At 66.1% G+C, this 22,013-nt stretch carries 17 protein-coding genes and 1 riboswitch; of the genes, 14 read left to right on the top strand and 3 right to left on the bottom strand.

All coding sequences use genetic code 11. The annotated features are described in order from the left end of the window. Positions 1–175: 175 nt before the first annotated feature. The 6 genes from uvrA to C380_RS20365 all read left to right on the top strand — a co-directional run bounded on the left by uvrA (position 176) and on the right by C380_RS20365 (position 10,657). Positions 176–6,049, top strand: coding sequence for an excinuclease ABC subunit UvrA (gene uvrA / locus C380_RS20390; protein ID WP_015015740.1), 5,874 nt, complete (start codon positions 176–178; stop codon positions 6,047–6,049). A gap of 166 nt (positions 6,050–6,215) precedes the next feature. Beyond that, entirely contained in the window at positions 6,216–6,722 is a 507-nt protein-coding gene (locus C380_RS20385) for a hypothetical protein (protein WP_015015739.1), read from the top strand. A gap of 239 nt (positions 6,723–6,961) precedes the next feature. After that, the gene (locus tag C380_RS20380; protein WP_015015738.1) at positions 6,962–7,312 is read left to right on the top strand and encodes a hypothetical protein; all 351 of its coding nucleotides are present in this window, start codon (positions 6,962–6,964) and stop codon (positions 7,310–7,312) included. Positions 7,313–7,536: 224 nt separating this feature from the next. Beyond that, complete coding sequence (locus tag C380_RS20375; RefSeq protein ID WP_015015737.1) at positions 7,537–7,968, top strand: Lrp/AsnC family transcriptional regulator; 432 nt, start codon at positions 7,537–7,539, stop codon at positions 7,966–7,968. A 139-nt stretch (positions 7,969–8,107) separates the two neighbouring features. Then, complete coding sequence (locus tag C380_RS20370; RefSeq protein WP_015015736.1) at positions 8,108–9,070, top strand: tripartite tricarboxylate transporter substrate binding protein; 963 nt, start codon at positions 8,108–8,110, stop codon at positions 9,068–9,070. Between the two features lie 72 nt (positions 9,071–9,142). Then, positions 9,143–10,657: an NYN domain-containing protein gene (locus C380_RS20365; RefSeq protein WP_015015735.1), complete on the top strand. Its 1,515-nt coding sequence runs from the start codon at positions 9,143–9,145 to the stop codon at positions 10,655–10,657. A 3-nt stretch (positions 10,658–10,660) separates the two neighbouring features. On the opposite strand, the gene C380_RS20360 is transcribed toward C380_RS20365, so the two are convergent. Continuing rightward, positions 10,661–11,719 (bottom strand): PfkB family carbohydrate kinase, encoded by a 1,059-nt coding sequence (locus C380_RS20360; protein WP_015015734.1) that lies wholly within the window; start codon positions 11,717–11,719, stop codon positions 10,661–10,663. A 136-nt stretch (positions 11,720–11,855) separates the two neighbouring features. On the opposite strand from C380_RS20360, the gene C380_RS20355 reads away from it, so the two are divergent. The 7 genes from C380_RS20355 (at position 11,856) to C380_RS25925 (ending at position 17,655) form a co-directional block, all read left to right on the top strand. Then, positions 11,856–12,869, top strand: coding sequence for a sugar ABC transporter substrate-binding protein (locus C380_RS20355; RefSeq protein WP_015015733.1), 1,014 nt, complete (start codon positions 11,856–11,858; stop codon positions 12,867–12,869). Positions 12,870–13,036: 167 nt separating this feature from the next. Continuing rightward, positions 13,037–13,996 (top strand): ABC transporter permease, encoded by a 960-nt coding sequence (locus C380_RS20350; protein WP_015015732.1) that lies wholly within the window; start codon positions 13,037–13,039, stop codon positions 13,994–13,996. 2 nt (positions 13,997–13,998) lie between these two features. Beyond that, the gene (locus C380_RS20345; RefSeq protein ID WP_015015731.1) at positions 13,999–14,805 is read left to right on the top strand and encodes an ATP-binding cassette domain-containing protein; all 807 of its coding nucleotides are present in this window, start codon (positions 13,999–14,001) and stop codon (positions 14,803–14,805) included. Positions 14,806–14,815: 10 nt separating this feature from the next. Then, positions 14,816–15,268, top strand: a complete 453-nt coding sequence (locus C380_RS20340) for an RbsD/FucU family protein (RefSeq protein ID WP_015015730.1) — start codon at positions 14,816–14,818, stop codon at positions 15,266–15,268. 13 nt (positions 15,269–15,281) lie between these two features. After that, positions 15,282–16,523 (top strand): ROK family transcriptional regulator, encoded by a 1,242-nt coding sequence (locus tag C380_RS20335; RefSeq protein ID WP_015015729.1) that lies wholly within the window; start codon positions 15,282–15,284, stop codon positions 16,521–16,523. Positions 16,524–16,684: 161 nt separating this feature from the next. Continuing rightward, entirely contained in the window at positions 16,685–17,224 is a 540-nt protein-coding gene (locus C380_RS25930) for a helix-turn-helix domain-containing protein (protein WP_015011973.1), read from the top strand. Then, positions 17,119–17,655, top strand: a complete 537-nt coding sequence (locus tag C380_RS25925; RefSeq protein ID WP_015012306.1) for an IS30 family transposase — start codon at positions 17,119–17,121, stop codon at positions 17,653–17,655. The genes C380_RS25930 and C380_RS25925 overlap by 106 nt, the downstream gene beginning before the upstream one ends. A 123-nt stretch (positions 17,656–17,778) precedes the next feature. On the opposite strand, the gene C380_RS20325 is transcribed toward C380_RS25925, so the two are convergent. Then, positions 17,779–18,588, bottom strand: coding sequence for an HAD-IIB family hydrolase (locus C380_RS20325; RefSeq protein ID WP_015015728.1), 810 nt, complete (start codon positions 18,586–18,588; stop codon positions 17,779–17,781). A 6-nt stretch (positions 18,589–18,594) separates the two neighbouring features. Next, on the bottom strand, positions 18,595–20,223 hold the full coding sequence (locus tag C380_RS20320; protein WP_015015727.1) for a peptide chain release factor 3: 1,629 nt from the start codon (positions 20,221–20,223) through the stop codon (positions 18,595–18,597). Positions 20,224–20,401: 178 nt separating this feature from the next. After that, positions 20,402–20,481, top strand: a riboswitch (S-adenosyl-L-homocysteine riboswitch). A 73-nt stretch (positions 20,482–20,554) separates the two neighbouring features. Here C380_RS20320 and ahcY point away from each other — a divergent pair. Continuing rightward, positions 20,555–21,988 carry an adenosylhomocysteinase gene (gene ahcY / locus C380_RS20315; protein WP_015015726.1) on the top strand — a complete coding sequence of 478 codons (1,434 nt, stop codon included), beginning with the start codon at positions 20,555–20,557 and terminating at the stop codon, positions 21,986–21,988. Positions 21,989–22,013 lie beyond the last annotated feature (25 nt).

Genomic DNA, 22,013 nt, shown 5'->3' with positions numbered 1-22,013 from the left:
CTAGCCGGATGTTCCCGGCCAGAACACCCGCTTTTCCCTAGCCGCTGCTCCATTGCGCGTGCTTTGTCCATGGTCAAAAGCACCGCAGTGCGCCTCGGGGGTAATCGACGGGCGCGCGCGCAAACCCGGAGTGCGTCCCTAGAATGTCCCGCCTCACCCCAGAAAGACCGCCTCCATGACCCAGGGACAGATCCGCATCCGTGGCGCACGCCAGCACAACCTCAAGAACCTGGACCTGGACATCCGCACGGGCGAGCTCACGGTAGTCACGGGTCCCAGCGGCTCGGGCAAATCCAGCCTGGTGTTCGACACGCTGTATGCCGAGGGGCAGCGCCGGTATGTTGAGACCTTCAGCGCCTACGCGCGCCAGTTCCTGGACCGCATGGACAAGCCGGCGGTGGACAAGGTTGAAGGCGTGCCCCCCGCCATTGCCATCGACCAGACCAACCCGGTGCGCTCGAGCCGCTCCACCGTGGGCACGATGACGGAGCTGAACGACCATCTCAAGCTGTTGTTCGCACGTGCGGGTCAGCTCTTTGACAAGCAGACCGCGCAGCCGGTGCGGCACGACTCGCCGGAGACCATCTATGCCGAGCTGCAGCAGCGCAGTGCGGCCGCCGGAGATCCACGCATCGTGCTGACCTTTCCGGTCGAACTTCCCGGTGGCACTTCCGCCGAGCAGGTGGAGCAATGGCTGTCCGCCAGCGGCTTCACCAAGGTGCAGGCCGAGCGCGAGGTGGCCACGCCCACCGGCCCGCGCAAGGTGCTGGATGTGGTGGCCGACCGCTTCCGCCTGGGCAACGCCGAGAAGGCGCGGGTGATCGAGGCCATTGAGGTGGCACTGAAGCGCGGAACAGGGCGGCTGAATGTGTACCGGCTGGTGGATGAGGGCGAGCCCGAGTTGTGGAGATTTTCGACAGGCCTGCATTGCCCGGACAGCGACTTGCGCTACAGCGACCCCATCCCCTCGATGTTCTCGTTCAACTCCGCCGTGGGCGCGTGCGACAGCTGCCGGGGCTTTGGCCGCGTGATCGGAGTGGACTACGGCCTGGTCATCCCCAACGACAAGCTCACGCTGCGCGCGGGCGCCATCAAGACGATCCAGACCCCCGCATGGCAAGAGGCACAGGACGACCTCATGCGCCACGCCGAGGCCGCAGGCATCCCGCGCGACACGCCCTGGTACAAGCTGACCGACGACCAGAAGAAATGGGTCATCAACGGCGCACCCGGCTACAAAGACGGCCAGTGGAGCAAGCAGTGGTACGGCATCAAGCGCTTCTTTGAATACTTGGAGAGCAAGGCCTACAAGATGCACATCCGTGTGCTCTTGTCCAAGTACCGCAGCTACACGCCGTGCCCCACCTGCGCGGGGGCGCGCCTCAAGACCGAAAGCCTGCTCTGGCGCATCGGCCGCAAGGAAGACGCCGATGCGGTGCTGGATCCCGCCAAACGCTTCTTGCCCGAGGGCGTGCAATGGTCGCGTGAGCAACTCGAAGCGCTGCCCGGCCTGTGCCTGCACGACCTGATGCTGCTGCCCATTGACCGCCTGCGCCAGTTCTTTGACCGCATGCAGCTACCGGTGGGGGACGACGCCAAAGGCGGCGACGCGCAAGCGCTGAAACTGCTGCACGAAGAGATCACCACCCGCCTGCAGTACCTGTGCGACGTGGGCATTGGCTACCTCACGCTCGACCGGCAAAGCCGCACGCTGAGCGGTGGCGAAGTGCAGCGCATCAACCTCACCACGGCACTGGGCACCAGTCTGGTCAACACGCTGTTTGTGCTGGACGAGCCCAGCATCGGCCTGCACCCGCGCGACATGCACCGCATCACCGAGGCCATGCTGCGCCTGCGCGATGCGGGCAACACGCTGGTGGTGGTGGAGCACGACCCGGCGGTGATGCTCGCGGCCGACCGCATGATCGACATGGGCCCCGGCCCGGGCCGCCTGGGCGGGCAGATCGTGTTTGACGGCACCACGGCGGATTTGCGCAAGGCCGACACCCTCACCGGCGCCTACCTGGGCGGCCGCAAGCATGTGGGCTTTGGCTTCAAGCGCATGGTGACGGAATCGACCCCACGCCTCATCCTCGAAGGTGCACGCGAGCACAACCTGAAGGATGTGACGGTCGAATTTCCGCTGCAGCGCCTGGTCACCGTGACCGGCGTGAGCGGCTCGGGCAAGTCGAGCCTGATCCAGGATGTACTGGCCCCCGCGCTGCTGCGGCACTTTGGCAAGGCCACCGACAGCCCCGGCGCGCACGACCGCATGCTGGGTGCGGACCATCTGTCGGACGTGGTGTTCGTGGACCAGTCTCCCATCGGTAAAACTGCCCGATCCAACCCCGTGAGCTATGTGGGCGCGTGGGACAGCATCCGCGAGCTCTTCGCCGTGGCGCCGCTGTCCAAACAACGCAGCTACACCGCTGCCAAGTTCAGCTTCAACAGCGGCGACGGGCGCTGCCCGACCTGCGGCGGCTCGGGCTTCGAACATGTGGAGATGCAGTTCCTGTCGGACGTGTATCTGCGCTGCCCGGACTGCGACGGCAAGCGCTACCGCCCCGAGATTCTGGAGATCACCATCGAGCGCGGCGGGAAGACGCTGAACGTGGCTGATGTGCTGGCGCTCACCGTGGCCGAGGCGGCCGCCGTGTTTGTCAACGACCGCGACGTGATCCGCGCGCTGCAGCCCATCGTGGATGTGGGGCTCGAATACGTGGCGCTGGGCCAGCCGGTGCCGACCTTGTCGGGCGGTGAGGCGCAGCGCCTCAAGCTCGCAGGCTTTCTGGCCGAGGCTGCACGCGTACAAAGCAAATCGCGCCAGACGGTGGCACGCAAGGGCACTCTGTTCCTGTTCGACGAACCCACCACCGGCCTGCACTTCGACGACATCGCCAAGCTCATGCGCGCACTGCGCAAGCTCATCGACGCGGGGCACTCGCTCATCGTCATCGAGCACAACCTGGACGTGATCCGCGCCAGCGACTGGCTCATCGACCTGGGCCCCGAAGGCGGTGACGCGGGTGGTCTGATCGTGGCCGAAGGAACGCCCGAAGACGTGCGAGCGCACGCCACATCCCACACCGGGCAGGCCCTGCGCGACTACGAATTGGCTTTGGGCGTGGGCGGCCATTCGGTGCACGAAAAAGCTGCTGCGCTACGAAAATCAGAGCGCCTTGCGCATATGGATCAAGCGCCAGCGGCCAAAAACGCCATTGAAATCGTCAACGCCAAGGAACACAACCTCAAGAACCTGAGCGTAGACATTCCGCGCGGCAAGTTCAATGTGGTGACCGGCGTGAGCGGCTCGGGCAAGTCCACGCTGGCGTTCGACATCCTGTTCAACGAAGGCCAGCGGCGCTACCTGGAATCGCTCAACGCCTATGCGCGCTCCATCGTGCAGCCTGCGGGCCGGCCCGAGGTGGATGCGGTCTACGGCATCCCGCCCACCGTCGCCATCGAGCAGCGCTTGTCGCGGGGCGGGCGCAAGTCCACCGTGGGCACGACCACCGAGGTGTGGCACTTTTTGCGCCTGCTGTATGTCAAGCTCGGCACGCAACACTGCACCAAAGACGGCGCCGCCGTGCAGCCTCAAACACCCGAGAGCATTGCAGCGCAGCTGCTCACGCAGTTCCGTGGCCAGCACATCGGCCTGCTCGCGCCGCTGGTGATGAACCGCAAGGGCGTGTACACCGAGCTGGCCGACTGGGCCCGTCCGCGTGGCTACACGCACCTGCGGGTGGACGGCAACTTTCTGCCGACCACCAATTTCCCGCGCATCGACCGCTTCAAGGAACACACCATCGAGCTGCCCGTGGCCAGCCTCGATGTGTCGCCCGAGAACGAGGCCCAACTCCGCACCGCGCTGGCCGACGCACTCACGCACGGCAAAGGCGTGGTGCACGTTCTCTCAGGCATTGCAGGCCTGCGTGAAGCCATGGAGGGCGGCCAGCCAACGGCCGGTATTGGCACGCTGCAGGCGTTCTCCACCAAGCGCGCCTGCCCCGTGTGCGCGACGAGCTATGCCGAGCTGGACCCGCGCCTGTTCTCCTACAACAGCAAACACGGCTGGTGCCCCGACTGCGTGGGCACCGGCGTCAAGCTCACCAAAGACCAGCGCAAGGTGTTTGACGACTCGGTGCAGGACGACAAGGAAAAGGGCCGCGAGCAGACCTTTGCCGAGCCTGAGGTGGAAGACCTTGCTGACACGGCCTGCCCGACCTGCAGCGGCACGCGCCTGAACGCCACGGCCCGCGCTGTGCGGTTTGCGGGCGTGGGCATCACCGACATTGCCGCGCTGTCCGTCACGGACGTGCGCCGCTGGGTGGAGACCTTGCGCGTGGAAGGCGGCATGACAGCCCGCGAGGCCGACATCGCCCGCGACCTGGTCCCCGAGATCCAGAGCCGCCTGGAGTTTTTGGAAGAAGTGGGCCTGGGCTACCTCACGCTGGACCGGGGCGCGCCCACGCTCAGCGGGGGCGAGGCGCAGCGCATCCGCCTGGCTGCCCAGCTGGGCAGCAACCTGCAAGGCGTGTGCTACGTGCTGGATGAGCCCACCATCGGCCTGCACGCCCGCGACAACCAGATTCTGCTGAATGCCCTGCACAAGCTGGGCGACAAGGGCAACACGCTGGTGGTGGTGGAGCACGACGAGGACACCATCCGCCGCGCCGACCACATCATCGACATTGGCCCCAGCGCCGGCAAACGCGGCGGGCGCCTGGTGGCGCAGGGTTCGGTGAGCGACCTCACGAACGCAGAAGATTCGCAAACCGGCCGCTACCTGCTGCACGCGATGAAGCACCCGCTGCAACTGCGCCGCAGCATGGTGGCGGGCGAGGTGAGCGCCGAAGCCACGGCCGCCTTTGCTCAGGCCGAAGCCGCAGCGCCCACCGGCCGCCAAAGCGCAGCCGTGAAGAAGCGCGCCGCCCAGGCCGCCGCGCTGGCGGCCGATGCACTCACCGAGGCCAAGGAGCGCGCCGCCATGCGCTGGCTGACGGTGCATGGCGCGCAGCTGCACAACCTGCAAAACGTGACCGCCACCGTGCCGCTGCACCGCCTGGTGGCGGTGACGGGCGTGAGTGGCTCGGGCAAGTCCACCCTGGCGCGCGATGTGCTGCTGGCCAACGTGCAAGCCTGGGTGCAGCAGCGCAGTACCAAGGCCGGGCGCGATGCGATGGACGCAGGCAAGGCGCCGCCGCTGGTGGGCTGCACGGGCCTGTCGGGCTTCGAAAGCATTGACCGCGTGCTGGAGGTGGACCAGACGCCCATCGGCAAGACGCCGCGTTCGTGCCCCGCCACCTACATTGGCTTCTGGGACACCATCCGCAAGCTGTTTGCCGAAACGCTGGAGGCCAAGGCACGCGGCTATGCCGCCGGGCGCTTCAGCTTCAACACCGGCGAAGGCCGCTGCCCCAGCTGCGAAGGTGCGGGCGTGCGCACCATCGAGATGAGCTTTTTGCCTGATGTGAAGGTGCCCTGCGAGACCTGCCACGGCGCGCGCTTCAACCCCGAAACGCTGGCCGTGACCTGGCGCGGCAAGAGCATTGGTGACGTGCTGCAGATGGAGGTGGATGAGGCCGTGGACTTCTTCGCCACCATGCCCAGCATTGCGCACCCGCTGCAGCTCTTGAAGGACGTGGGCCTCGGCTACCTCACGCTGGGCCAGCCGTCGCCCACGCTGTCCGGTGGCGAGGCGCAGCGCATCAAGCTCGTGACCGAGCTGACCAAGGTGCGCGACGAGGTCGGCCGCCGGGGTCAGAAGGCGCCGCACACGCTGTATGTGCTGGACGAGCCCACCGTGGGCCTGCACATGGCTGATGTGGACAAGCTCATCCGTGTGCTGCACCGCCTGGTGGACGGCGGCCATAGTGTGATCGTGATCGAGCACGACCTGGATGTGATCGCCGAGGCCGACTGGATCCTGGACCTGGGACCGGAGGGCGGCAACGCCGGTGGCCGCATCGTGGCGGCCGCTACGCCCGAAGAGGTGGTGGCCGCAGGCACGCACACGGGCAAGGCGCTGGCGCCGGTGCTGGCGCGCTGAGGCGTCGAGGGCAGGGGGCTGTGGGGCTAGGGGCGCACAGCCCCATCGGCCTCTGTCCTACGCACAGCGCGGAACATGGCGCACGTGGCGCCTGGGGTGGTTTTCCTACGATGGGCTGCAGGGGATCGGTTCCCCACCTTCCATCCACATCCCAGGACACACCGCCATGAAAACGCTCCATTTCCTCAAGACCTGTACCGCCCTTGCGGCCACCTCTGTGCTGCTGGTGGCCTGCGGTGGCGGCAACGACGACGACCCATCCCCCAGCAACGAACCCGGCGTGCTCACGGTGAGCAACGCCACCGTTGACGGCCTGAATGGCGTCTACGGCAACGGCGCACTCAACCTCACCGATGTGGACAAGAAGAACCCCATCGGCTCGGTGCCCGAGCTGTGCACCTTCCGCTTTGACGGTGCCAACAAGGTGGGCTCGTCCGCCACCGCGTTCGGCGACATTCGTTACCGCCCGGATGCCACCAGTCTGCACCAGGTGTTCCTGACCTTTGACGGCAAGGAATACGGCAGCGGCGAACCCGCCGACACCGCTGTGGTGCGCGAGAGCGACCAGGTGCGCTTCACCGGCAAGACGCTGACGGCCTCCGACGGATCGGGCGCCACGCTGCGCGTGAGCGGCATCGTGCCGATGCGCCCCAACCGCCCTGCGGGCTGCTAAGCCCCGCGCGCACCGCGCGTTCTACCGATCTCATTCGATCTCATTGCTTGTCTCCCTCCCCGGTCCTTCGGCCGGTTCAGCCCCTGCTGCCCTCGCAGCAGGGGCTTTTTTTGGGGCATGGGGTGAGGGGCCAGCCGCGCTGGGCGGGCGTCATCGCGGGGCCGGGACATTGAAGCTGGCGGCACAATGGGCCAAAGCGTGTGCGGTGTTGCCGTTGCGCTCTACGCCATTCGCAACTGATGTCCACACAACCCCCTGGCTCACCCACCGTGGTGTGGCTGCACCCTGAAGCACCGCCCAAGCCGGCCGAAGGCGCGCCCTGCAACGGCTGCGGTCTGTGCTGCCTGGCCGAGCCCTGCCCTCTGGGCGTGTTGGTGTCGCGCCGTCGCCGGGGCGCCTGTTCGGCCCTTCGCTGGAGCGATGCCGACCAGCGCTACTGGTGCGGCATGGTGGCCGACCCGGCGGCGGTGACGGGCATGGCGCACCCGTGGGCGGTGCGTGCAATGTCGGCGCTGGCCCGGCGCTGGATTGCGTCGGGCATTGGCTGCGATGCGCGGCTGGACGCGCAGGTGCTGCCGCCGGGGCCATGACAGGATGTACTCCTAATTTGATAGCTGTTAGGGCAATATTTACTAGTGCTACCAGGCATTTTTATGTCAAATGGGCCTGTGACGCGCTGGCACAAACCGGTCGCACGCCGCTGGGTGCAAAGCTTGGCAGGGCACGACGGCGTGCTTCACGGGCATGGGGGACCTAGCACCCAAGCCATCAGAATGCGCAGAAAATTGCCGATCTGCCAGTTGCCCCGCACACCATGACCAAGCTTGACGACACCGACCGCGAAATCATCAGCATCCTGCGTGCCGACGCCCGCACCCCGGTCGCCACGCTGGCGCAAAAGCTGCGCGTGTCGCGCGGTACGGTGCAAAACCGCCTGCACAAGATGGAGGAGAGCGGCGTCATCACCGGCTATACCGTGCGCCTGCGTCCCGACTCCGAGCCCCAGCGCATCCGCGCCTGGATGAGCATTGCGGTGGAGGGCAACGCCGCCCCCGCCGTGATCCGCGCGCTGCGTGGCGAGCCCACCGTGGGCACACTGCACACCACCAACGGCCGCTGGGACATCGTGGCCGAGGTGCGCGCCGAGAGCCTAGAGGCGTTTGATGCAGCCCTGGGCCGCATCCGCCTCACGCCCGGCATTGCCAACACCGAGACCAGCATCCTGCTGTCCACCTACAAGGCGTGATGCAGCCCCAGCGGTGTACCAGCGCAAGGGCTGCGCGCTGGCGCCTTGGCGACATGGGCTAGGGGGTTTCCGCATACCCTCGCGGCGCGGCCTGAAGTCCAATAGCGACGTCCTTGTTTTTGCTTTTCAGGAGCCCGCCATGCAACGTCGCCAGATCATCCAATGGGGAGCCGCCAGCCTGGCCGCCCCCGCATTCCTGGCACAGGCCCAGAGCTTTCCCAACAAGCCCATCAAGCTGATCATCGCCTTCCCGGCCGGTGGCCCCACCGACATCACCATGCGGTCGCTGGCCGACAACGCCAGCAAGATCCTGGGCCAGCCCGTGATCGTGGAGAACAAGCCTGGTGCCGGCGGCACATTGCCCGCACAGCAGCTGCAAACTTCTCCAGCCGACGGCTACACGGTGGCTCAGATTCCGCTGGGCGTGTTCCGCCTGCCCTACACCACCAAGATCAACTGGGACCCGGTCAAGGACATCAGCTATGTGCTCAACGTCACCGGCTACGCGTTTGGCCTGGTGGTGCCTGCCGACTCGCCGCTCAAGACCTGGACCCACTTTGTGGCCTGGGCCAAGGCCAACCCGGGCAAGCTGAGCTACGGCTCCACCGGCACCATGACCAGCCCGCACCTGACCATGGAACTCATCGCGCAGCAGCTGGGCATCGAACTGCTGCACGTGCCCTACAAGGGCAGCGCCGACCTTATGCAGTCCATCCTCGGCGGGCAAATCATGGCAGCAGCCGACTCCACCGGCTTTGCGCCGCAGGTCGAGGCCGGCAAGCTGCGCGTGCTCAACACCTGGGGCGCGGAGCGCCTGGCCAAGTTCCCCGATGCGCCCACGCTCAAGGAGCTGGGCCTGAACCTGGTGCAGAACTCGCCGTTTGGCATTGGCGCCCCCAAAGGCACGCCCGATGCGGTGGTGAAGCGCCTGCACGATGCTTTCAAACAGGCCATGGAGCAGGACAGCTACAAGACGGCCCTCGCCCGCTACGACATGGTGCCGATGTACATGAGCACGTCGGCGTACAAGAAGTTTGCGCAGGACACCTTCACGCGCGAGAAGGCGCTGGTAGAGAAATTGGGCTTGGCCAAACCCACCTGAGGCCACTCCCTTCGGAGGGGGCAATGCGTTCCGTGTGATGATCCGCAGCATTGAACGGAACTCACACACGATATGGCATCCCCCTCCGACAGCATCAGCATGGCCCTGTTCTGCGACTTTGAAAACGTCGCCCTGGGCGTGCGCGATGCGCAGTACGAAAAGTTCGACATCAAGCCCATCCTGGAGCGCCTGCTGCTCAAGGGCTCCATCGTGGTCAAGAAGGCCTACTGCGACTGGGAGCGCTACAAGGGCTTCAAGGCCACGATGCACGAGGCGAACTTCGAGCTGATCGAAATCCCGCACGTGCGCCAGTCGGGCAAGAATTCGGCCGACATCCGCCTGGTGGTGGACGCGCTGGACCTCTGCTACACCAAGTCGCACGTCAACACCTTCGTCATCATCAGCGGCGACTCGGACTTTTCGCCGCTGGTGTCCAAGCTGCGCGAGAACAACAAGCAGGTGATCGGTGTGGGCGTGAAGCAGTCCACGTCGGACCTGCTGATTGCCAACTGCGACGAATTCATCTTCTACGACGACCTGGTGCGCGAAAACCAGCGCGCCCAGGCCCGCCGCCAGAGCCCTGGCAGCAATCCGCCACCAGCACCCCGCCGCAGCCCTGAGGAGGAGCGCAGCCGCAAGGAAAGCCAGGACGCGCGCCGCACCCAGGGCGTGGAGCTGGCGGCCGAAACGTTTGAAGCCCTGCTGTCCGAGCGCGGCGACACCGGAAAGATCTGGGCCTCCGTGCTCAAGGAGGCCATCAAGCGCCGCAAGCCCGATTTCAGCGAAGGCCGGTATGGCTTCCGCACCTTTGGCAATCTGCTGGAGGAAGCGCAGGCGCGTGGGCTGCTGGAGTTTGGGCGCGATGAAAAATCGGGTGCGTATGTGTTCCGCAGCCATGGCGGGCCGAGCGCCTCAGCCGCGCCCGCACGGGCTGATGGAGCCGGTGAGCGCCCCAGTGAGCGCACCAGCCAGGGCGGAACCACACGGCATGACTTTCATGCGGTGGCGACGGCTCCCGATCTGCGTTCTGACAGCGGCGAAGGGCAGGGCGCGCAGGGCCGCAGCCGGGGGCGTCGTGGTGAGGGTGCGGAGCGCGCAGATCGCGCCGACATGCGGCCCACGCAGCGCAACGAACACGCTGAATCTGAGCAGGCCGATGCTCCCGCTGAGCGTCCGGCCAGCCGCTATTTCAGCCAGTCTGTACTCCCCGAGGTGGCGGCGCCAGAGCCGGTGATCGACACCACCCCGCAACAAGCGCCGGCTCCTGAGGCAGAAGGGGGTAGTGCAGACACCCCAGAGTTCAGCGCGTCCATCGAAGCCGACGTCTCCGAAGTGGCAACCCCCCGTCGCAGCCGGGCGCGCAGTGGCGATGGAACAAAGTCGGTCGCCAGCCCCCGCAAGGCAGCAGCGCCTCGTTCGCGCAGTGCGCGTGCTGGGGTGGATGCGGGCGATGCGGCCAATGCCGAGTCCCCCGCCGCGGCGCCCGAGGCACCTGCCGCTGAGGCAGAAGGCGGCACGCCCGCCAAGGCCCCGGCTGCCCGTCCCCGCAGCAGGGCCCGTAAACCTGCGACCAAGTCGGCCGAGTAAAGGCTACCGACCCGCTGCGGTCGCTGAGCGCCGCAGCGCCAGCCGCTCTTGCACTTCTTCATAGCGGGGCGGTGTGCAGCCCGCCCGCTCCACACAGTGGCTGGCGCTGGCCAGCGCATGGTGCAGCACGGCGCGCAGCCGGGCCTCCGAAACGGGCGCCGTCAAGCCACCCGGGCGCAAGGTCAGCGCTTCTTCGCCACGCTCAGGCCCTGCCAGCCAGGCGGTGATCAAACCCGCCAGAAAACAGTCGCCTGCACCCACGGTGTCCACCACCGTGATCGGCGCTTCTTCGCGCGCATGCACGCTCAGCCCATCACGCTGCAGAAGCCAGGCGCCGCCCGGCCCCAGCGTGAGCGCGAGCCATTGGGCCTGTGTTTGCTGCTGTAAATAGTGGGCGCGCTCCAATGCGTTGGCGCCCGGAACAGCCAGCGCCTCCAGGTCATCGTCGCTCACCTTGATGAGGTGGGCGTGCTGCAGGGCGGCCATCACATTGGCGCGGTAGGCATCGGCATCGTCCACGGCCGACAGGCGCAGGTTTGCATCCACCACCACCATGCGGCCTGCTACGTGCTGCGCTGCCAGCCAGGGTTGGTAGATGGCAGCGTCCTGCGCCACCAGCGCCAGGCAGCCCGTGGCCACCACCTGCAAGTCGGGCAAGGCAGCGCAAGCGGCAATCAGCGCCGCCGCCGTCACCTGCCGGTCGGCCACGCCGTCGCGGTAGAAGCTGTAACTGGCCTTGCCCTCGGCATCCAGCGCGGCCAGGGCGAGCGCACTGGGCGCACGCACCGGCGCAGGGGCTGCCAGTGCCACGCCCGCATCGTGCAGCCCGCGCGCCAGTTGCCGCCCCAGCATGTCGCCCGACAGCGGGTTGAGGTACAGCGTGCCCACGCCCTGCAGGCCCAAAGCCCTCGTGAGGTTGTAGACCGCCCCGCCCGCGCAGGGCTTGAGGCGGCCATCGGGCTCTTCGATCAGGTCAAACAAGGCCTCGCCCGCCGTGGCCACGCGCAGCGGCGGTGCGGTGGGGGCGGGGCTGGAGTCGGCGGATTGGATAGGGAAAACCATAAGTAAATCCACTTGATTTATTAACTTGCCGGCCACTATAGTTCGATCCCATCCACCCGACAAGAGTGGTTCACCTGCCAGCCGCGCAGCACGGGGCCGACAGGAATCTGCCATCCCAAAACCCGGAGACAACGCCATGCAACGCACCCCCGCCTTCGCGCTTTCTGCCCTTGCCCTCACCGGCGCCCTGGCCTGTGGCCTGGCCCAGGCACAGGCGTCCGAGCCCGTCATCGGCCTCATCACCAAGACCGAGACCAACCCCTTCTTCGTGAAGATGAAAGAGGGCGCCACGGCCGAGGCCAAGAAGCTGGGCGCCAAGCTGGTGTCGGCCGCGGGCAAGACCGATGGCGACAACGCGGGCCAAGTCACGGCCATGGAGAACCTGATCGCTGCAGGCGCCAAGACCATCCTCATCACCCCCAGCGACGCCAAGGCCATCGTGCCCGCCATCAAGAAGGCGCAGGCACGCGGCGTGATGGTGATTGCGCTGGACAGCCCCACCGAGCCCATGGATGCGACGGACGCGCTGTTTGCCACAGACAACTACAAGGCGGGCGAGCTGATCGGCCAATACGCCAAGGCCGCCGCGGCGGGCAAGAAGCCCGTGATCGCCACGCTGGACCTGTTCCCCGGTCACCCCGTGGGCGCACAGCGGCACAACGGCTTCTTGAAGGGCTTTGGCCTGCAGGCTAACGATGCCAAGAGCAACGAACTGTCGCGCCCCGCCGAAGTGGTGTGCATGGCCGACAGCTTTGGCGACCGCGCCAAGGGCCAGACCGGCATGGAAAACTGCCTGCAGAAGAACCCCGACATCAACATCGTCTACACCATCAACGAGCCCGCCGCCGCCGGTGCCTACAACGCGCTCAAGGCCGCAGGCAAGGAGAAGAACGTGCTCATCGTCTCGGTGGACGGCGGCTGCGCAGGCATTGCCGACGTGGGCAAGGGCGTGATCGCCGCCACCAGCCAGCAGTACCCGCTGCGCATGGCGGCCATGGGCGTGGCGGCTGGCGTGGAATACGCCAAGACCGGCAAGAAAGTCAGCGGCTACACCGACACCGGCGTGACGCTGATTGCTGCCAAGCCCATGGCGGGCGTGGACAGCAAGGATGTGAAAACTGGCACCGACCTGTGCTGGGGCGCCAAGTAAGAGCCGTTCGAAAAACTCTTCTGGCGTCGTTGCTGCGTCTTGTCGTACTACCGTACTGCCTGCGACGCAGCGCCTAGCCAGAACCGCTTCGCTGAGTTTTGCGATCGGCTCCCAACCGACAACTGCTTTTTCTGAGCGCCACCTTTGTCCACCCGCACGGAGCCGCCATGTCCTCGACCGCTTCCAAACTACCGCCGCTGGCCACGCTGGGGCCGTTCATCGCGCTGATCCTGGCGTGCGCCTTCTTTGCCACGCAGAGCGAGCGTTTTCTGTCGGCGCAGAACTTCGCGCTCATCCTGCAGCAGGTCATGGTCGTGGCGGTCATTGCCATCGGTCAGACGCTGGTCATCCTCACGGCGGGCATTGATCTGTCGTGCGGCATGGTGATGGCGCTGGGCGGCATCGTCATGACCAAGATGGCGGCGGACTACGGTCTCTCAGCCCCGGTGGCCATTGCCTGCGGCATGGCGGTGACCATGCTGTTCGGTCTGATTAACGGCCTGCTCGTCACCAAGATCAAGCTGCCGCCTTTCATCGTCACGCTGGGCACGCTCAACATCGCGTTTGCCGCCACGCAGCTGTATTCGGGCGCGCAGACCATCACCGACATCCCTGCGGGCATGACCGCGCTGGGCAACACCTTCCAGCTGGGGCAGACCGCCATCGTGTGGGGGGCCGTGCTCATGCTGGCCCTGTACCTCGTCACCTGGTTTGCGCTGCGCGAGACCGCACCCGGCCGCCATGTCTACGCCGTGGGCAACAGCCCCGAAGCCACGCGCCTCACCGGCATTGCCACCGACAAGGTGCTGCTGGGTGTGTATGTGCTGGCGGGCCTGTTCTACGGCATCGCCTCGGTGCTGTCGGTGGCCCGCACCGGCGCGGGCGACCCGAACGCGGGCCAAACCGAAAACCTCGACGCCATCAGCGCCGTAGTGCTGGGCGGCACCAGCCTGTTTGGCGGGCGCGGCGTCATCTTGGGCACGCTGGTGGGTGCGCTGATTGTGGGCGTCTTCCGCAACGGGCTCACGCTCATGGGCGTGTCGTCGGTGTATCAGATCCTGGTCACCGGCATCCTCGTGATCCTGGCCGTGGCCACCGACCAACTCTCGCGCAAAGGAGTGCGTTGATCATGACCAACTCCACCCATACAACAAACGCTCCGCTGGTCATGCAGGCCAAGGGCCTGGTCAAGCGCTACGGCCAAGTCACCGCGCTCGACGGCGCTGACTTTGAACTGCGCGCCGGGGAGATCCTGGCTGTGATCGGTGACAACGGTGCGGGCAAGTCGAGCCTGATCAAGGCGCTGTCCGGCGCCACCGTGCCGGACGAAGGCGAAATCCTGCTTGACGGCCAGCGCATCCAGTTCAAAAGCCCCATCGACGCGCGCCGTGCGGGCATCGAAACCGTGTACCAGGACCTGGCCGTGGCCCCGGCCATGACCATTGCCGAGAACCTGTTCCTGGGCCGTGAGCTGCGCCGCCCGGGCCCCTTGGGCAGCGCACTGCGCATGCTCGACAAGAAGAAGATGCTCGAAGAAAGCGTGGCCCGCATGGCCGAGCTGAAGGTGGGCATCCGCTCCATGACGCAGGCGGTGGAGACGCTCTCGGGCGGCCAGCGCCAGTGCGTGGCTGTGGCGCGCGCCGCAGCGTTTGCGCGGCACGTGGTCATCATGGACGAGCCCACCGCAGCCCTGGGTGTGAAGGAGGGCAACATGGTGCTGGAGCTGATCCGCCGTGTGCGCGACAAGGGCCTGCCCGTCATCCTCATCAGCCACAACATGCCCCATGTGTTCGAGATTGCCGACCGCATCCACATCGCCCGCCTGGGCAAGCGTGCGGCCGTGGTCAATCCCAAGAAGATCAGCATGAGCGATACCGTGGCCGTGATGACGGGAGCGATGGCCGCGTCTGATTTGCCTACTGAATGCCTTGCCTGAAACGCCTCTCATGCTGAAGAACATTGATCCGCTGCTGACCCCCGACCTGCTCAAGGTGCTGGCCGAGATGGGCCACGACGATGCCATCGTGCTGGCCGATGCCAACTTCACCGCCATGAGTCTGGGCGCGGGCAAGCCCGTGCTGCGCCTGCCCGGCATTGGCATGGCGCGCGCCGTGCAAGCGGTGGCCAGCGTGCTCCCCCTGGCGCAGGACGTGCCGCACCCCGTGGCGTACATGCAGGTGGGTGGCACCGAGGTGCCTTATCGCTCAGCCCTGCAGCGCGAAACCATGGACGTGCTGGCGCGTGAGGGCGTGGCCAGCGAGCAGGCCGAGGGCGTGGAGCGTTTTGCGTTCTACGAACGCGTCAAAAAAGCCTATGCCATCGTCGTGACGGGCGAGCGTCAGCCCTGGGGTAACTTCCTGCTGCGCAAGGGCGTCATCGGCGACACTCTGAACGCCTGACCGTTTCAACACCATGCTGGACACCGACGCTTCTCCCTCCGCCGTTGACAACGCCGCCGCCAGCCCCGCGCTGCTGCGCCAGCGCGGCTCCAACCACGTGGGGCTGCGCCAGTTCAACGAGCGCGTGGTGCTGCAGGCCCTGCGCACCCACGGCAGCCTGGCCAAGGCTGAGATGGCGCGCGTCACCGGCCTCACGGCGCAGACCATCGGCCTCATCACCGCCCGGCTCGACGAAGACCAGCTGCTGCGCCGCGAAGCGCCTGTGCGTGGTCGTGTGGGCCAGCCCTCGGTGCCGATTGGCCTGAACCCTGACGGCGCGTTTGCCATCGGCATCAAGATCGGCCGCCGCAGCGCCGACTGGCTGCTGGTGGACTTCACCGGCCATGTGCGCGAGCGCATCGTGCTCGACTACGCCTTCCCCGACATCGACGTGCTGCTGCCCGCCATCCGCACACACCTGAACCAGTTGCTCGACGGCCTGGGCCCTCTGCGCTCGCGCGTGGTGGGTGTGGGCGTAGCCGCGCCGTTCCAGCTGGGTGGCTGGCACCGTATGCTGGGGCTCACCGAAGCGCAGTCCGAAGCCTGGAACAACATCGACCTGGCCGAGCAGGTGCAGCAGATGACCGAGCTGCCTGTGAGTTTTGCCAAGGACACCTCCGCCGCCTGCGTGGCGGAGCTGCTGCAGGGGCGCGGGCGCGATATCCCCAGCTTTCTGTACCTGTTCATGGACACCTTTGTGGGCGGCGGGCTGGTCATCAACTCGCACCTGCACCGGGGCTTGCACGGCAACGCAGGCGCCGTGGCCTCGCTGCCGCTGTCGCCTGCCCAGCCGGGCCAGGCGCCCGCGCAGCTCATCAGCCAGGCATCCCTGTGGGAACTGGAGCAGCGCTTTCGCGAACACGGCCTTGACCCCATGGCCGCCTACGACAAGCGCGTGCTGCAGGCCCCGTGGCTGGAGCACAGCCGGGGCTGGATTGCGCGCGCTGCGGCGGGCTTGGCGCATTGCATCGTCTCGGCCACCGCGTTTTTGGATCTGGACGCCGTGGTCTTTGATGGCGCCGCAGCCCCCGAACTGCTGCAGGCCCTGTGCGAGGGCGCGCGCCACGCGCTGGCCGACTACAACTGGGAAGGCCTGCACCAGCCGCCCCGGTTGGAGCTGGGCACCATAGGCTCCGACGCCCGCGCGCTGGGCGGGGCGCTGCTGCCGCTGCACGCGTGTTTTGCGCCGGATACCGATATCTTTCTCAAGGCTTGATCGGTTTGCTATTGAAATAATAGCTGTGACGGCATATTCCACTAGCGCAAGCGGGCGTTTTCAGTGGCGGTTTCAACAACGAAGTGCACGTTGCCAAAAGGTAGGCCCAGACAAGTAAGTGAAGATGACTTGTGTGACCTGCCAGTCAACCCAAGTGCACCATGAACTACACCCATCTGAGCCAAAGCGAACGTTACCAAATCCAATGCCTGCGCGACGTGGGGCTGTCGATCACACAGACAGCCCTGCGCCTGGGGCGCCACCGCAGCACCATTGCCCGCGAGATCCGGCGCAACAGCGACGCCAGCACAGCCTACCAAGCCCACAACGCCCATCAACAGGCTCTCTCGCGCCAAAGCGGCCAGACCAACGCTCAGCGCTTTGACGGTGCCCAGTGGGAGCTGGTGCTGTCGTATCTGCAGCTGGACCTGTCGCCTCAGCAGGCAGCCGCCCGCCTGGGGCTGGAAAGGCGCCTGCGCATCAGCCACACCTGCATCTACAACCGGCTGCGCCGCATGGGACAAGCTGCACCGCGCCTGCGTTGCGGCCATTGCCGGCGCAAGGCACACAGGGTGCGGGGCAACTGCGCGATCGCGTGGGTATCGCACAGCGCCCCGCCATCGTGGACAAGCGAGCGCGCCTGGGGGATTGGGAGGGCGACACCATCGTCTCGGGTGCGGGTGGGCTGGCAGGGCTGGTGACCCTGACCGAGCGGCGCTCGCGCTACACACTGGCGCAGCGTGTGCAGCGGCGCCAGGCCGAGCCGGTGGGCCAGGCCATCATCGAAATGCTCAGGCCCCATCCCAAGCGCCGCCACACCCTGACGCTGGACAACGGCAAGGAGTTCGCCGAGCACAGGTGGGTGCACAGACGCCTGAAGACGAAGGTGTACTTTGCTGACCCGCACAGCCCCTGGCAGCGAGGACTCAACGAGAACCACAATGGGCTGCTACGCCACTACTTCCCCAAGGGCAGCGATCTGGGCAAGGCCAGCGAGCAAGAGGTGCTCCAAGCCGTGTACCGGCTCAACCACCGACCCCGCAGATGCTTGGGCTGGAAGACTCCGCATGAGGTGTTCCACGGCTACAAAGTGACCCCACTTACACTGGGGACTGGTGCACTTCGTTGTTGAAACCGCCAGTCAAAACTGCTTCTTGGAGGTCTTGCGTGCACTGTTCCGGCCGGGGGCTGGCCTCGTTGCGTGGATCAGCCAGGGGCTGTGGCGACAGCGCCCTGTCGCTTGGTTTGCTCGTCTTTAGCGGTGCGCCAGAATTGCCCTAGCCACTTCCGCAAACCCCGCGCCCCGTTCGCCCTGCGTCACATACCGTGGCAGATGTGAGAGCTGCGGCACAAACCGCGCGATGTTGGCCACGCCCACGCTGTGGATGAAGTGCTGGAACATCGCCTGGTCATTGCCTGAGTCGCCCACAAACACCCAGCGGTCCAGCTCCTGCGCCAGATCGCGCCCCAGCAGCTCGCGCACGATCCAGTTGGCGCCCTGCCATTTGTTGAAGTCCCCAAAGCAGCCGTGGATGTGGATGCTGCTCACCGTGGTCTGCATGCCTTCGCGCTGTAGCAAGTCCAGCACCTGTTGCACGGTCTCGGGCGGGTGCCGGTCGAACTCGGCGTGGTCAAAGGCCAGGTCCGTCTCGCGCCCGGCGCTGTCGCGGCTCAGGGCCACACCTGGCACTTCCGAAGCCACCAGCGCGGCGATCTCACGCATGCGTGCTTGGTTGGCGCTGCGCGTGGCGGCGTCTTGCTGGTAGCGCTTGACCAGCGGTGGTTGAGCGCCAGAGCCCCGGGTAAACGCCACAGCACCGTTCTCCGCCACCATGGCATCCACCGGCCAGGTCGAACCCCCCGGCCCGGCCATGAAGGTTTCACACCAGCCAATCGGCCGCCCGGTGATGGGAATGACCACCAGGCCCGCAGTCTTCAGGTCGGTCAGCGCCTGCAGTGCGTCGGGCGTGACGGCGCCCTCGGTAGTCAGGGTGTCGTCGATATCGGTGAACACGCCCACCAGGTCGCGGCGGGCCGCTGTCGGCCAGAGGTCCAGAGGCTGCATGCGGGCTCAACCGGCCTTCTGCAGCGCCAACCCCGCATGCTCCCGCAGCGGATGGAAGTGGATCTTCGGAAACCGCTCCTGCGCCAGCCGCACGTCATACGGGCTGGTGCACAGGTAAGCCAGCGTGTCCGCCGCGTCGTGCGCCAGTCGCAGTGGGTAGGCATCAGTAAAGGCGCGCAGGTCGGCCGCGTTGTCCGCCGTGATCCATCGTGCGCCCGTGTACTGGCAGCCTTCCAGGCGTACGTCGGCGTCGTACTCCGCCTTCAGGCGGTGTTGCACCACTTCAAACTGCAGCTGGCCCACGGCGCCCAGCAGCATGTTGCCGCCCGCGTCGGGCTTGAAGACCTGGATGGCGCCTTCCTCGCCCAGCTGGGCCAGGCCCTGCTGCAGCTGTTTGGTGCGCAGCGGGTTCTTGAGGACCACGGTCATGAACATTTCGGGCGCGAAGAAGGGCAGGCCGGTGAACTGCAGGTTGGCGCCGTCGGTGATGGTGTCGCCCAGCTGCACGCCGCCGTGGGTGGTGAAGCCAATGATGTCGCCCGCGTAGGCCTCCTCGACCGCCTCGCGGCGCTGGGACATGAAGGTGACGACCGAGGTGGGGCGCAGCTCCTTGCCGGTGCGCTGTACCTTGAGCTTCATGCCCGGCGTGTACTTGCCGCTGGCCACGCGTACGAAGGCGATGCGGTCGCGGTGGTTGGCGTCCATGTTGGCCTGCACCTTGAACACCACGCCGGAGAAACCTTCGTCCTCGGGCTGGATGGTCTTGACGACGGGCTGTTTGTTCACCTCCAGCGTGCTCACGCGCGGGCCGGGCGGCGGGGCCATGTCCACCAGGGCGTCCAGCACTTCCATCACCCCGAAGTTGTTCACGCCGGAGCCGAAGAACACGGGGGTCAGTTTGCCGGCCAGGAAGGCTTCATGGTCCCAGGCGGGCGATGCACCGGTAGCCAGCTCCATGCTGTCCATGGCGGCGTCGAACTCTGCGCCGAAGCGGGCGCGCAGGGTGTCCACATCGGTGAGTGGGATGGATTCGAAGTCCTGCGGGCGACGTTCGCTGCCGGATTCGAACACCGTCATCGTCTTGGTGCGCAAGTTGATGATGCCGCCAAAGCTCTTGCCCTGGCCCACGGGCCAGGTCATGGGGCAGCAGGGCATGCCCAGCTCGCGCTCGACCTCGTCCATGATGTCCAGCGGGTCGCGCACCTCGCGGTCCATCTTGTTCACAAAGGTGATGATGGGCGTGTCGCGCTGGCGGCAGACCTCGATCAGGCGGCGGGTCTGTGCTTCCACACCGTTGGCGGCGTCGATCACCATCAGGGCCGAGTCCACGGCGGTGAGCACGCGGTAGGTGTCTTCCGAGAAGTCCTTGTGGCCGGGCGTGTCGAGCAGGTTGATCACATGCTCGCGGTACAGCATCTGCATGACCGAGCTGGCCACCGAGATGCCGCGCTGCTTTTCGATTTCCATCCAGTCGGAGGTGGCATGGCGGCTGGCCTTGCGGCCCTTGACGGCACCCGCGATCTGGATCGCGCCCGAGAACAGCAGCAGCTTTTCCGTCAGCGTCGTTTTACCGGCGTCGGGGTGGGAAATGATGGCAAAGGTGCGGCGGCGCCGGGTTTCTGGGGCGTAGGACACAGGGGTTCCTGAATGGGATGGGTGCGGGGCAGAGCGCCCTGCGCAAGAAATCTTCGGGCCGGGACCTGCAGGGGTCGCAGGGGCGGCAGTCGCGGGATTTTACTGTTCCGTGCAAGGTCCGGGATGGATTCACCCCCGCGGGCATGGCGCCGGGAATGCACTTGCTTTTATAATCCGCCGATCCGAGGAGCGTTGCAGCGTCCCCAGCACAGGCGGGGCGTGAGGCTCGGAGTCATCTAGCAACGACGCTCATCCACTTCGCGTGCGGTGAGGCGTATCGACCATCCCCTTCGCGCAGTGGCTTTTCAAACATGCTTTGGAGCACACCATCATGAACGCACGCGTCAACGCCCCGGTCAACACCGACTGCATCATTGCCGACATCGGCCTGGCCGAATGGGGCCGCAAAGAGATCCGCATCGCCGAAACCGAAATGCCCGGCCTGATGGCCATCCGTGAAGAATTCGCTGCCAAGCAACCGCTCAAGGGCGCACGCATTACCGGCTCGCTCCACATGACCATCCAGACGGCGGTGCTGATCGAGACCCTGCAGGCGCTGGGAGCGCAAGTGCGCTGGGCCTCGTGCAACATCTTCTCCACGCAAGACCACGCCGCCGCCGCGATTGCTGCCGCTGGCACGCCTGTGTTCGCCATCAAGGGCGAAACCCTGGCCGAATACTGGGACTACACCCACCGCATCTTTGACTTCGGCGCGGCCGGCACCGAAGGCGAAGGCCCCAACCTGATCCTGGACGACGGCGGCGATGCCACGCTGCTGATGCACCTGGGCAAGCGCGCCGAAAAGGACGCCTCGCTGATTGCCAACCCCACCAGCGAAGAAGAAACCTGCCTGTTCGCTTCCATCAAGGCCAAGCTGGCGCAAGACCCGACCTGGTACAGCCGCAAGAGCGCCCAGATCATCGGCGTGACCGAAGAAACCACCACCGGCGTGCACCGCCTGAAGGAAATGTCGGCCAAGGGCTCGCTGATGTTCCGCGCGATCAATGTGAACGACTCGGTGACCAAGTCCAAGTTCGACAACCTGTACGGTTGCCGCGAATCGCTGGTGGACGGCATCAAGCGCGCCACCGACGTGATGATCGCTGGCAAGGTGGCTGTGGTCGCTGGCTACGGCGACGTGGGCAAGGGCAGCGCCCAGGCCCTGCGCGCCCTCAGCGCCCAGGTGTGGGTGACCGAGATTGACCCCATCAACGCCCTGCAGGCCGCTATGGAAGGCTACAAGGTCGTGACCATGGAATACGCGGCCGACAAGGCCGACATCTTTGTGACCACCACCGGTAACAAGGACGTGATCCGCCACGAGCACATGCTGGCCATGAAGGATCAGGCCATCGTCTGCAACATCGGCCACTTCGACAACGAAATCCAGGTCGCCACGCTCGAGCAGTACCAGTGGGAAGAGATCAAGCCCCAGGTGGACCATGTGATCTTCCCGGACGGCAAGCGCATCATCCTGCTGGCCAAGGGCCGTCTGGTGAACCTGGGCTGCGGCACGGGCCACCCCAGCTTTGTGATGTCGTCCAGCTTTGCCAACCAGACCATCGCCCAGATCGAGTTGTTCACCCACAGCGACTACTACGAAAACGGCAAGGTCTACGTGCTGCCCAAGCACCTGGACGAAAAGGTGGCGCGCCTGCACCTCAAGAAGGTGGGCGCCATGCTGACCGAGCTGACCGATGAGCAGGCCGCCTACATCGGCGTGCCCAAGCAAGGCCCCTACAAGCCTGACACCTACCGCTACTGATCCCGGTGCTGCGCGCCCTGGTGAC

Origin of the sequence: Acidovorax sp. KKS102, from assembly GCF_000302535.1 — a bacterium.
Lineage (GTDB): Bacteria > Pseudomonadota > Gammaproteobacteria > Burkholderiales > Burkholderiaceae_C > Acidovorax.
This window is presented reverse-complemented; position numbering and strand designations above follow the sequence as displayed.